The sequence below is a fragment of the Flavivirga rizhaonensis genome, from assembly GCF_004791695.1.
In the GTDB taxonomy this organism is placed as follows: Bacteria; Bacteroidota; Bacteroidia; order Flavobacteriales; family Flavobacteriaceae; genus Flavivirga; species Flavivirga rizhaonensis.
Genome location: NZ_SRSO01000016.1, coordinates 23,064 through 35,959, shown reverse-complemented (window position 1 = coordinate 35,959; position 12,896 = coordinate 23,064). Strand labels below are relative to the sequence as shown.

General features: G+C 36.5%; 9 protein-coding genes and 1 pseudogene. 7 read left to right on the top strand and 3 right to left on the bottom strand.

What is annotated here, in order from left to right:
• Window positions 1–28: 28 nt before the first annotated feature.
• Window positions 29–376 carry a hypothetical protein gene (locus tag EM932_RS12285; RefSeq protein ID WP_135877491.1) on the bottom strand — a complete coding sequence of 116 codons (348 nt, stop codon included), beginning with the start codon at window positions 374–376 and terminating at the stop codon, window positions 29–31.
• Window positions 377–414: 38 nt separating this feature from the next.
• On the opposite strand from EM932_RS12285, the gene EM932_RS12280 reads away from it, so the two are divergent.
• Together EM932_RS12280 and EM932_RS20900 are read left to right on the top strand one after the other, a co-directional pair.
• Window positions 415–954, top strand: coding sequence for a recombinase family protein (locus EM932_RS12280; protein ID WP_170179794.1), 540 nt, complete (start codon window positions 415–417; stop codon window positions 952–954).
• Window positions 955–1,004: 50 nt separating this feature from the next.
• Window positions 1,005–1,166 (top strand): hypothetical protein, encoded by a 162-nt coding sequence (locus EM932_RS20900; protein WP_170179793.1) that lies wholly within the window; start codon window positions 1,005–1,007, stop codon window positions 1,164–1,166.
• 257 nt (window positions 1,167–1,423) lie between these two features.
• On the opposite strand, the gene EM932_RS12275 is transcribed toward EM932_RS20900, so the two are convergent.
• The gene (locus tag EM932_RS12275; RefSeq protein WP_135877489.1) at window positions 1,424–3,571 is read right to left on the bottom strand and encodes an alpha/beta hydrolase-fold protein; all 2,148 of its coding nucleotides are present in this window, start codon (window positions 3,569–3,571) and stop codon (window positions 1,424–1,426) included.
• Between the two features lie 1,128 nt (window positions 3,572–4,699).
• Here EM932_RS12275 and EM932_RS12270 point away from each other — a divergent pair.
• The 3 genes from EM932_RS12270 to EM932_RS12260 are packed head-to-tail and all read left to right on the top strand — an operon-like array spanning window position 4,700 to window position 6,400.
• Window positions 4,700–5,260, top strand: coding sequence for a hypothetical protein (locus tag EM932_RS12270; RefSeq protein WP_135877488.1), 561 nt, complete (start codon window positions 4,700–4,702; stop codon window positions 5,258–5,260).
• A 14-nt stretch (window positions 5,261–5,274) separates the two neighbouring features.
• Window positions 5,275–5,922, top strand: a complete 648-nt coding sequence (locus EM932_RS12265) for a hypothetical protein (RefSeq protein ID WP_135877487.1) — start codon at window positions 5,275–5,277, stop codon at window positions 5,920–5,922.
• A 4-nt stretch (window positions 5,923–5,926) separates the two neighbouring features.
• Window positions 5,927–6,400 (top strand): T9SS type A sorting domain-containing protein, encoded by a 474-nt coding sequence (locus tag EM932_RS12260; protein WP_135877486.1) that lies wholly within the window; start codon window positions 5,927–5,929, stop codon window positions 6,398–6,400.
• 75 nt (window positions 6,401–6,475) lie between these two features.
• Here EM932_RS12260 and EM932_RS21240 read toward each other — a convergent pair whose 3' ends face one another.
• Entirely contained in the window at window positions 6,476–6,652 is a 177-nt protein-coding gene (locus EM932_RS21240; RefSeq protein WP_246041045.1) for a hypothetical protein, read from the bottom strand.
• Here EM932_RS21240 and EM932_RS21430 point away from each other — a divergent pair.
• Together EM932_RS21430 and EM932_RS21235 are read left to right on the top strand one after the other, a co-directional pair.
• Window positions 6,615–6,995: pseudogene (locus tag EM932_RS21430) on the top strand (SpvB/TcaC N-terminal domain-containing protein); the annotation flags it as partial. The gene EM932_RS21240 and the pseudogene EM932_RS21430 sit on opposite strands and share 38 nt — an antisense overlap.
• 2,241 nt (window positions 6,996–9,236) lie before the next feature.
• Window positions 9,237–12,887, top strand: a complete 3,651-nt coding sequence (locus EM932_RS21235; RefSeq protein WP_246041043.1) for an RHS repeat-associated core domain-containing protein — start codon at window positions 9,237–9,239, stop codon at window positions 12,885–12,887.
• The last annotated feature ends 9 nt before the right edge of the window (window positions 12,888–12,896 follow it).

The following is a 12,896-nucleotide window of genomic DNA, read 5'->3' as shown; positions in this document are numbered from 1 at the left end:
TGGCTTGTTGCCAATTAATATGATATAATTAGCTAACTAATTCTTTAGTATAGTTGGCCAAATCAATACAGTTTTCCATTTGATAAAATTCTGCGCTATACTCATAATCCTTAGTAAATGTTATTGGACTCAAATCAAAATTGTTAAATTCACTATTGATGGCTTGACATTTTTTTAGTAAAACCTCCACAGTTTCCTCTTCATCGAACGTCACCTCATTTTTTAATAGAAACCCCATTAAATAACAGGATATACATTTGCGCACACTTCTACATACCATATAGGGCACGACATCTTCTGCTGGTCGATTCATTTCCTCTTGAGCTAATTCAAGAAATTGATCGGCCTGTTCGAATTTAGTTTCATTGGTGTCCATAGTTTATGTTTTTAATTAACAATAGTGTAGAACTTATAATGAAAGTGGTATTAAAAATATGTAAATCAAAGTTCTTATTTTATGACTTTTATCAGGAACCGACTGAATATCAATATTATAAAGAATTTGATGCTGAGTATGAAAGTTCTAAGCGAATAAATACTCAAAAAACATTAAACGAACTTATCAATGCAATCAAGAGTACTCCTGCAAATAAGCGTCCAAAAATTATTTTAATCTGGTCTCCGAGCAGGTTTGGAAGAGCTGGTTCAGAACATATTGAACTATTTGTTAGTTTAAGGCGAAAATATAACGTATTTCTGTATTCTGTAAGTACAGGCCATAATACTTTTACCGAACGTAATGAAAACGAATTTTCTTTGCAACTACTACATTCTCAAAAAGAAAATTTTAGTCGTCAAGACGCGATAATTCCAAATATGAAGGATGCCATAGAAAAAGGAACTTTTTTAGGACGAGCTCCAAGAGGTTATGATCATTTTGGACCAAGATATCAGATCGACTCAAAGTCCAAGCTAAACAAGAAATTAAGATTAATAAAGATGGCTTATTATTAAAAGAAGATATAGGCTTAAGTTATATAAAAACTATATAGACAAAGAAATATTTGGATTGGTTATTCCAAGAAGGACTGGACATACCTAAACAAAGCCTAAACGCCATGTGGAGTAAAACATTTTATGCAGGCTATTTTACAAATAGTTTAGTCCCTGGAGTTGAAATAAAAGGACATTGGGAGCCAATTCCTTTATTATTTATGCCAAGATAATTACGTATAAATTCTCTTATTTTTTGACCTGCTCTCTATTCATAAATATGTTTTACCTGAACAACCTAGTCCATCTGCTAATTTTTTAATGTTTTCTCGTTGATAACCTAAGGACCACTTCAAATTTAAATTAAATACCGTAAACTCGTTTTTTCATTATTCTAAGATATTTATTTTTAGTTAAACAGTCTTAAAATATTTGTCTCTGGAAATGTAGTAATTTCAATATCGAAGAAAAACTATAGATAGTAAAGTGTTTATTGATTAGTCTGTGGTAGCTCAGGTGTGCCATAAAAATATACGAGAATATTATCCAATTGCTCTTTCCATATATTCCAATTGTGACCTCCGTTTTCAATAATATCAACTTTTAGTTCATACCCTTTGCTTTTTAAAATGTTAACCATAGGAATATCTTGTTTCTCAGTATCCCTTCCAGTACCAAAACTTAAATAAATTTTTAAATCCTTTTTGGGCTTTAATTCGTAAGATTTATAAATATCAGGGCAGGTATGGAAAGCAGGGGATTGCATAGCTATATTTTTAAAAATATGAGGAACTTGATCCCCTAAATACGATGCTGCCAATCCACCAAAGGATACACCTAAGATAGTACGGTCTTTTCGATTATTACTCACGGGGTATAACTTTTCAATTTTGGGAATTAATTCATCTGTAAAAAAATCAACAAAATGAGGATTACATAAAAACAATTCTTGTCTAATATTTTTCCAGTTTTCATTTTTATCTCTAGGGTCTAAAAATATTGCAGCAACAGGCTTAATAATATTATTTACTATTAAACTATCCAACGTTTTTGCTAGCCTGCCTTTTCTAATATAGCTATAGCCGTCATTTATATAAATAACAGGAAGTTTTTTGTTTATTTTATCGATTGGAGGTAAATAAATCTTATAAGGTAAGGCTTTCTTTAGAATAGGACTATTTACTAATTTTCCATTAGATAAACTACCTTTTAAATCAGGTAAAGAATTAATGAGTTTAGAATATTTTTTTGCCTTTAGATTGGCGATTTTTTTGTAATTGTTTACTTTTTCTGAAGGTACTTTTACAGGGAAATTTATAATTTTATCAGCTATTTTCGTAAACTCTAGGTATCTATTTGTTTTATCCATTAAAGAAAGTAAATCCATCTGTCCTTCATAACGATATGGCTCTGTGGCAATATTTAAGCGATATATTTCTTCTGCTTTTTTATAATTACCATCTTTTATGTAATAAGATGCTAATAGTTTTCCAATTCTCGGAGCTGAACTAATAAAAAAAGCTTTCTCCATGTATTTATATCCATCTTCCTTATAACCAGAGTCATATAATAATTTCCCTAAATGGGCATCTGAAAAACCATGATTATAAGTAAACATAGATAGAGAAATTATTTTTTCTCGATCCAAAGCCTTTTTATTACTCAAGGTATAATCTCTAAAATGTTTGATTCCAATACCTTTATTTATTAAAATATAAAAACTTGCTAAAGCCAAAATAATAAAAGACAAACGCATGCCATAAATGAGATGTTTATTTAATCTAAGGATAAAAACTTTAAAATTACCAAAAGTAACAATCAGGGCAAGACCTAATAAACCAAGAAACATTAACAAAAAATTACTTGATGGAGATGTAAATAATGCTAAAACACTTACACTCACCAGTAAAACACAACCTAATCGAGTTTTGGGGTTTATTTTCATTTTTATGATCAAGTATAAAATCATAGAAAAAGAAATAAATAAAGCTAATAGACCAAACTCATAAGCTATCAACAAATAATCATTAAAAGGTGTAAATACATAACTTGCATTTTTAATTTCTTCCCATGATCTTTCTGCCTCTAGAAAATAATCAGCTTTTGCTCGGTTATAACCTCCCGAAAAAGAAAATAGGCCATGACCTAAAATCGGTTTTTTTCCAATTTCCTGCAAAGTTATTTTGGCAACTAAAGCCCTTCCATTAACAGATTCAGGTTTTAAGGAATATAAAAATTTACTAGCGAAAATAGATATTACAATAAACAAGACAGCTCCTATTATTTTTGTTGCAATTGGAAGTTTTTTAAGAACCTGTTTGCTCTTTTTTGAGGTAATAAATAATACTATCATCGAGCATAATAGTGACAACCAAGTTGATCTTGAGTTTGTAATGACAATAATTATACCAATAAACAAAAAACAGATTGCTCCAATTATTAGCATGTTTTTTTGTTCAATTTTATTTACAATAAAAAACCACATTAAACAGCTAAATCCAATACCTAGGTAGGCTCCTAAAAAATTAGGAGTTTTAAAGGATCCTAATAATTTAAAATAGTCATTGCTTGTTTCTATTACTTCGAAATATTGTAATAAAGCTATTCCTGATTCTATAATGCATGTAATTAGGACCAAGAAAAGTATAAAATGTATTAATTTATCAAAGGCTTTATTGATTAAAACCCATCTAAGTAAATAATAACTAAGAAAATAAGCTATATATACCCATAGTTTTGATTAATACATTGGTGCATTTGAAAAGTAAAAAAAATGAAATAGAAAACACCCAAAGCAAGTAAGTACAATTACATCGAACCATGTGAATTTTATCAAACTAAAACCATTGTAACAAGACTTTGTAAAGCCCCAAAACACTAAAATAGTTATAGAGATTAATCTTAATCCTTCTAGATTTAACTTAAAAACTAAATTACAAATTAAAGAAGTGCTAAAAATTAAGCTCAAAAAAATACTGTCCAATTTTGTTACTTTCATATGTGCAAACCTTATCAAAAAAAATAATATACCCCTCTTAAAAGAATAATACACCCCCTTTTAACTATATCTAAAAGGCAGACATTTACTATGTTAAAAGTCAGGTATTTACTATACATTTAAATATGTGTAAATATTTTAATTCAGTTGCAAATTAAACAAATAAATAGTTTATGCTAAATTTTACTTTTTTAAATAACACAAAAGGATAAGGATGCTAAAAAGGTTATTTCTAATCCTAACAATATGCTTTTCCGCCAAAATGATTTAGAGAGTGTATTTAAACCTTTGATATTACAATATATCAGAGGTTTTGTCTTTTCTGGGTACCGCATAGGTACAACAAACAATAAGTAAAATGGTTCAAAACGACGCAATTTGATAGCTTTAATACGAAATTGAAATAAAAGTAGCCTTATTAAAATGTTACAAATACTTAATCATTTATAGAAAATCACATTTCAAAGCAATCATTTTCTTCCCAAACATTACCCGAAACAAAAATTTAACAATTTTTATCATAAAAATTTTCTTATAAATCTATTTGTGTGTACATTTGCTCACTCTCTAAGAATAATAGCACAAAAAGAAGCCCAAATTGTTATAGCCTCTCTAACTATAATTTTTTTGTGATTTTTAAAACGTACAATTAAATCATAATTATTAATCGTTGATGGAAAAGCCCTAGTTTTTTCAAAGGAAAACCATCGCAATATGTTTAACCAAACCAGTAATATTGAAAATATTACTTTTACTAAATCAATCAACATGAAAAAACAAGTCTCACTTCTCTTCTGTACCCTGTGCACAGCCTTATTTTTAAATGCTCAAGACCAAACCATTAATGGAGCAACATTCAAGCAAGATGGAAAGGTTGGGGTAGGAACTACAAGCCCAAATCATGAATTAACAGTAGAGGGTGCATCCTCTCCAAATATAGAGCTTAAGAACTCTAATTATTCAAACGGAGGATTTGTTTTAAATAGAACTAATTACGGTCATCAATGGAAATGGTGGGCACAGCATAATGTGATGTATTTTGATTTTTCTACAGATGAAACTAATTATTCAAATAAATTCACCATTAAATCTAATGCTTATGTAGGTATTGGAGCACCAAATCCTCTAGAAAGACTGCATATAGGGAACACATTCACATTTCATGACGGAGGACATAAAGTATTGGGAATTATGTATGCGCCTTCGGGAGGTGTTGACCTGAGTAATACTCAATATTCATCTGAACTAAGATTTGATCCTAATTCAGGAATATTAGGATTAGGTACATCTTCATCTATTACTAGTAATCCAACATCTCATCTTTTATAAATAAAAATGGTTACGTGGGTATTGGCACTTCAAGCCCAAATGAAAAACTTACGGTAAAAGGCCATGTTAATATTGGTGGTGATGGGAATTATAGATTAAGAGTTAGGCATATCGATGGAAAACATTTTACAAGCACCTCTGTAGATGATTTATATTTGAATCATAATACAGGAGAAGATGTTTTTGTTGGGTTTGGAGGACAGGATTCTAATTTATTTGCAAGTGGCAACGTCGGCATCGGCACCACAGACACCCAAGGCTTCAAACTAGGAGTGAATGGAGATATCGCTGCCCTAGAAGTAAAAATAGCCACCTATGCCAATTGGCCAGATTATGTGTTTAAGGACACATATAGTTTGCCCGCCTTAAAAGAAGTAGCACAACATATCAAGGATAATGGCCATCTAAAGGACATCCCAAGTGCCGAGAAAGTAAAAGAAGACGGTTTCTTCTTGGGAGATATGAATGCCAAATTACTTCAAAAAATAGAAGAACTGACGCTTTATACCATTGAGCAACAAAAAGAATTAGAGACACAAAATAATAAGATTGAATCTCAAAACACTAAGATAGAGAAACTAGAAAAAGAAAACGAAGAATTAAAATCTCTGTCCAAACGACTGGCAACCATAGAAGCCCTGTTAAACAACCAAAAACAATAAGCAGATGAAAAAACAACTACTCCTAGTGTTTTCTGCTTTAGTGGTGTCATTTAGCTATGCTCAGGATTATAAGATCACCTTTAGCTATGACAATGCAGGAAACCAGATACAGCGTAACCGTGTATGTTTAACCTGTAAATCTTCAGAAACAAAAGAAACCGTTACAGACTCTACAGCCGTAATCGCAGAAACGCCCAAAGAAGATATAGAAGACAATCTTTTAGAAGAAGGTTCAAGAATAACAGCCTACCCAAACCCTGTTACAGATATTCTACAAGTTGAGTGGACACCCACAGAAAAAAAGGTAGATCAGATCATGCTGTTTTCCTTTGATAACAAACAGATCTTTCATAAACAAGTAAATCATAGGCTAACCAGTTTAGACCTTGACTTTAGCCGATACCCATCCGGGACTTATATCGTATTGGTACTCTATAACAACAATACCAAACAATCCTTTAAAGTCATAAAAAGATAAACAGATGAAAAAGACATTATTTATACTATTCTGTTTTTTCATTGTAAAATCAGGATTTTCACAAGACACCTTTACCTATAAGACCGTAAATGCCTCTAACGTCACAGAAACCACTATATTGCTAGAAGGTGCAGAAGCTCCTCCAAACTCAGGAGGTACAACAGGCAAATCCTCAGGCTTTGCAGCCAAAGGTGGCACCGTAACCAATGGTATATTGGGTTCACTATCCGTATCACCAACAGGAGGGGCCAACTACACTATTCCTATCAATGTCCCTGCCGGACTAAATGGTGTTACACCCGAAATAGCACTTACATTTAATAGTCAGTCAGGTAATGGAATAGCGGGGTATGGTTGGAATATTTCAGGGCTTTCATTCATAACAAGAATCCCTTCCACCCAATACCATGATGGTGTCATAGATGCCGTGGACTTCGATTTACAAGATCGCTTCGCACTGGACGGTCAACGATTAATTATTAAATCGGGAACCTATGGCACCAACGGAGCCGTTTACCAAACTGAACAATATTCCAATATAAAAATAGTATCCTATGGCACGCACCCTGAAACGGGAGTAGAAGGCCCAAGATATTTTAAGGTGTTTTATCCAGATGGTTCCATAGCACATTATGGCTATAATGATGATTCAAGAGGGCATTTGAGCTATGCCATTTCCTATTGGGAAAACCCACAAGGTGTGCGTATAAACTATATCTACACAACAGTAGGCAACGTTCTTAGACTTGAAAAAATTACATACGGGGCAAGAGGGACATCCACACCAATTAATGACATTGAGTTTGAATATTCACAATGCTATGGAGAAGCCTCTTATGTCAATGGCGTTCTTTTTGGAAGCAACAATATTCTCAACACAATTAAAGTCAAAGGAAACGGTACAGCATACCGAAACTATGTATTATCAAGTAGTGAAAATGTAGCAGGAGATTACCTGCGCTATTACCGTTTAGATGCCGTTAATGAATATACGGGAGATAACCAGTTAAACCGTGGCGTTACTTTTAACTATGGTTTTACAAATCGGTATCTCTACGAATCCAATTATCCCTTTGGCGGGCTCAATCTTACAAATATTGAAAAGCGCAATGCCAAAGTGGAGACCTTGGATATTTCAGGGGACGGTAAATTGGATTTTATTGTCTATCCCACTACAGGAGTAGATACCAAAAAGAAATTTTGGCTGTTTAGTGATCTAGGAGGTCTCAATTATGGTATTGAAGTAAATACAGGGGAATTTGAAGAGATATTCCCAGTAAGCTGGCTCAACCATCAAAATAAGCTATTGGCCAACCAAGGGCTAGCAGTCGTTCAGAACAGTGGCAGTACACAAGTGAAATTCAAGGTGTACTCCTCAGGAGGTGCGGCACAACCCATAGCCTACAAATATGAAAAAACATGGACTGCCCCTACCCATTCGGGAAGCCAGAGAGTACCATTAAAATACCTCTCAGGAGATTTCGATGGCGACGGGCTATCAGATGTCATAGCCGTAGAAGAAAACTATTCAGGCTCCAGTATTAGTAAGACCCACCTCATTAAACTGGACAGGCGACTTACCAGTAATTTTTCATCCTATTTGGGCAACCTTCAGAGCCAGTTAGCATCAACAGACAAGCTGTATGCATACGATGTAACCGGTGATGGAAAAACCAATATCCTACAATTTAGGGAAGGGCGGGTATATGTATATGGTTTAAATGAATCCAATAATGGACTTCAGTTCCTATGGGATACAGTACATGCAGACATAAGAATAGACTATCCCATATTATTTGGTGACTATAACGGTGATGCTAAAACCGATTTTATAACGTTTAGAGGACCTTACAGTAAAGACTTTGCCACGTTTTCATCAATGGGCAACGATTTTAATGTGGACTCCAATACCTTTCTATTTGAATATGAGTCGGATTATGAGCAGAACGGTGTATTCTATGGACATAATTTGATTCCTATGGATGCTGATGGGGACGGTATAACCGACATCGTAGACTATTCTACAAAAACATATAGCAATAGTTCCACCGGCGAACACACACTAAAAGTCTACATTAATTACCCTCACCTTAATTATCCTCAAGCAGATGATTATCAGCCTAATTTTATCCCATGGGGAGATACCTCCCCCGGCCAATCAGCGACCCTAAAGACGTTTCCGATTCCAATATTTTTGACCTCGGATAAATCCAGCAATAATCTGGAATTGGCCTCTATCTCTAATGATAGGGTAACCTCCTTTGTATTTGAAAAGGATACCAGAGAGGATATGACCTTAAAGACCATTGTAAACAATGGTGTCACCACTGAGATTAAATACGATCAGATCAACCCGTATTATTCAGATCCAAACGATCCATCTTATTTCTCCGCTTATACTCAAAGTTATGGGCAGATATACCCCTACGTCAACGTCAATGTAGCTCCAGCCTTTAAGGTAGTTAGGGAAATGACCCAAACAGGCGATAATATTACCCGCACCAAACAATTTTTGTATAAAGGGGCGGTTTCCAATACATCAGGACTTGGCTTTATAGGCTTTGAAGAACTCAAGCAGACCAATTGGTATGGCAATGGCGTAGGTACCCTATGGACAGTCTCCAAACACGACCCTATGCTTCGAAATGCCGTAACCGAACAATGGGTAGCAGAAACCTCCAGTTCCTCACCCGGTCAATACGTCAGCAAGACCGATTATTTTTATGACTATGACCTGATTTCCAATCCGGGTTCGCCCTCGGCACCAGACTACGATGTCACCATCATCAGAAACACTGCTATTTCAGGAGCTGAGACCGATCAGGCAGAACAGGCCGTGTATCTAAGAACAGGCTTTTATTCACTGGGTAGCAACGGTACTTATCTAGGACAGACCCTAGCTCCCGAAGAACAGCCCGGAGCATCAGGCTATGCCGGGGTGGCCAATCTTAGACTCAATAAAATAGAACAAGATAATGGGCTTACAGGTGTATCTACTACGGAGACCTATACATACGACCAGTACAACAACCCTACGAAGACCTATAGGACATTCCCAGGAGGTAGCAATACAGTTACCTTTGAATATAGCAACAATGTGGCAGCTACCAATAATACCTACCATGTGGGACGCCCTACCAAAAAGAAAGCGACCAATACCCTTAGCGGAAATACCTTTAGCACCGAAGAACAGTACAGCTATAGCAATAATTTAGTTTCGGAAACAAAAATAAAAGGAAACGGTACATCTTGGCTCACCACAGCCTTTACCTATGATGCCAATGGTAACGTTACACAAAAGACCATTAGTTCTGATGGCGTATCCTCCAGAACCGAATCTTATGAATATGTTGGTTACGGACAGCGTTTTTTAACAAAATCTATAGATACCGAAGGACTGGAAACCACCTTTACATATAATGCCAATACAGGAAACTTGCTAACCACTACGAACCCCTATGGTCTGGTGACCACCTTTGAATACGACAAATGGGAAAGACCAGTCAAAGAGATTGATTATTTAGGCAAGGAAACGGTATTTGGCTACACCCCACAAACAGGTGGTGGTATGAAAGAAACCACCGATTATGCCACAGGTGCCAAAGAAGAGACCATTTACAATGCCTTTGGCTGGGTAACCAAAAGCGGCTCTTTGAGCTTGGACAACCAATGGGTACATACAAGTTTTGAATACGATGTAGCCGGCAGGCTCACAAGAGAAAGTGAACCCTATACAGGCGCTGCCTCCCAATGGAATACTACAGGCTATGATGCCTATGGCAGAGTGGTATCACAAGCCCTGTTTACAGGGAGAGTTATTAGCACATCCTATTCCAACCTGACAACTACGGTGAATGACGGTACCAAGACCGTGACCACTACAGTAGATGCCTTGGGCAATGCAGTAAGTGTACAAGACCCGGGAGGCACCATTAACTATACTCACTATGCCAATGGCGCTGTTAAAACAGCCGATTATGATGGCAATGTAGTGAGCACCACTATAGACGGTTGGGGAAGAAAGATTAGCCTGAACGATCCCGCAGCAGGGAACTATACCTATAGCTATAACAACTATGGGGAACTCCTAACAGAAACCTCACCAAAAGGGTCAACAACCTATGCATACGATGCCTATGGGAAGCCGACCTCCAAGACCATGACAGGGGACTTGACTGACCATACGCTTACCTATGTGTACGACAATGCCACCAAACTGATAAGCAGTATTACAGGGCAGGACAACACCAATAGCAGGGCGTATAGTTACAACTATACCTATGACACCTATAAACGCCCAAGTACCATTAAGGAAAACACAGGACTGGCAGAATTTGAGCTGCAATATACTTATGACACCTACGGCAGGGTACATAAAGAAACCCAGATCGGTAAAAACCTAGGTAATGCGGTGTCTAGTACCATTACTACGCGTAACGTGTACGATGCTTCTGGAATCCTATCGGAAATATGGAATGATGGTACACCTGATAAACTTTGGGAACTGGATGCCATCAATGCCAGAGGGCAGGCACTGACCATTAACTTAGGTAATGGGATGGCAAAGACCAAGACCTATGACAGCTATGGCTATATCACTAAAATAGAAGATAAGGAAACAGGCTCCGTTCCAACACCAGAAGTAGCCTTACATACCACCTATAGCTTTAACCAGCAACGAGGGACACTAACCAGTAGAAACAATGTAGACTTTAATCATCAGGAGAATTTCGGCTATGACAATCTGGACAGATTGACCACCATAGGTGGGGCAGTGAGCAAGACCAAGACCTATGATACCCGTGGGCGTATTACCAACAATACGGACTTAGGCGATTATGTATATGAAACTAGCAGTAAGTACCGTTTAAAGGAAATCACACCTAACGCATCAGGAGAAACTTATTTTCAGGCGCACCCTACACAGCAGATCACTTACAATGCCTTTAAAAAACCTATCGATATCCACGAAACGGGTCATGGCAGGGTAAGTTTTGAATATGGCCCGATGATGAATAGAAGCCATGCGTATTATGGTGGTGAGGATGAGAGTAAACTGGATAGACGTTATAGAAAGCACTATTCAGCCATTACGGGAACAGAAATCGTAGAGGATACCCAAACAAGTAGTACAAAGATCATTACTTATGTAGGTGGTGATGCTTATACAGCCCCGATAGCCCATATTAAAAGAACTGTAAATAATGCAATTGACGAATACCATTATTTGCATAGGGATTATTTGGGCAGTATCTTAGCGATTACCGATGCTGATGGTGATGTGATCGAGAAGCGCCAGTTTGGTGCCTGGGGATCGGTAGATAAGTTCTTAGACAGTAGTGGAACAACATTTAACCATCAAAGTTTATTAAATAGAGGCTATACAGGGCATGAACATTTCTTTGAGGTGTCGCTTATCCATATGAACGGGCGTATGTATGACCCTCAGGTAGGTAGGTTCCTATCGCCTGATAATCATATCCAAGAGCCATTTAATACCCAAAACTATAACCGTTACGGCTACGTGCTCAATAACCCTTTGATGTATACAGACCCCACAGGGGAAATGTTTGGTGGACCTGATCGTCCTGGTGGTGGATGGTTTGGACTTCTTTATTTTGGCTTGAGGTCATTGTTTGGAGGGTATAATTCGTATGGTAGTTATGGAAGCTATCAGAGTACTGCTCCAATACCTACCAATACAGGCAATGGCTTGACAACACCGAGAACACCAAATCCTGATTGGAACTTTGAGACTCCGAATATAGTGAGTAGGTATTATAGTTCATTATGGAATGGTTTTAAAGGAAGGCTCAATTCAACAGCAAATGGTATTTCAAGTTTTTTCTCCGACCCATTTGGAACTATTGGAAAAGCGTGGGATAGTCATTGGGAAACAGTTAGCAATCCTATAAGTTTTTTTAATTCTCTAGATGAAACCTTTGCTCAATATAATCCGACGCATCAAATGATTAGAAATGCTACTATGGCATTTCATTCAGATGATTTTGCATCTACATTTGGGCGTTTAAATGGAGAAGCTTTAGCTGATAAAACTGTGGAAGGAGCTGGATTAGCTCTTGGAGGTATAAGTGGTAGAGTGTTCTCTGGCTTAGGGCGTATCTCTACTTTCTCAAGTAAAGTACTTGGTACAGCACAAGCTACTGGCACTAGAGGACATGCGTTTCTTAGTAGAATTGTAGCTGCCAGATATGCGTTAGATCCTAGAGTATCTAGAGTTACACTTGACCTTGGTTATAAAAGGCTTCTTGGAGAAGGAGCATTTAAATGGGGGCCTAGACCAGATGTTGGTGTGCTCTTCAAGTCTGGTAGAGTAAAGATTTTTGAAATTGGTTCTAAAACTGATAACTTGCGGAAGTTGAGATTCCGTAATGAGAGATTTATGAATCGTAAGGATGTTGATGTTACAGGGACTGTTCGGGTTTATAGCGGGGCACGTTATCTTAATTGGATATGGCCAAAATAATTAATAAAA

What these genes read in the sequence shown, in the direction of transcription:
- EM932_RS12285 (WP_135877491.1), bottom strand. Translation starts at nt 376, where the DNA reads ATGGACACCAATGAAACTAAATTCGAACAGGCCGATCAATTTCTTGAA.
- EM932_RS12280 (WP_170179794.1), top strand. Translation starts at nt 415, where the DNA reads ATGAAAGTGGTATTAAAAATATGTAAATCAAAGTTCTTATTTTATGAC.
- EM932_RS12260 (WP_135877486.1), top strand. Translation starts at nt 5,927, where the DNA reads ATGAAAAAACAACTACTCCTAGTGTTTTCTGCTTTAGTGGTGTCATTT.
- EM932_RS12270 (WP_135877488.1), top strand. Translation starts at nt 4,700, where the DNA reads ATGAAAAAACAAGTCTCACTTCTCTTCTGTACCCTGTGCACAGCCTTA.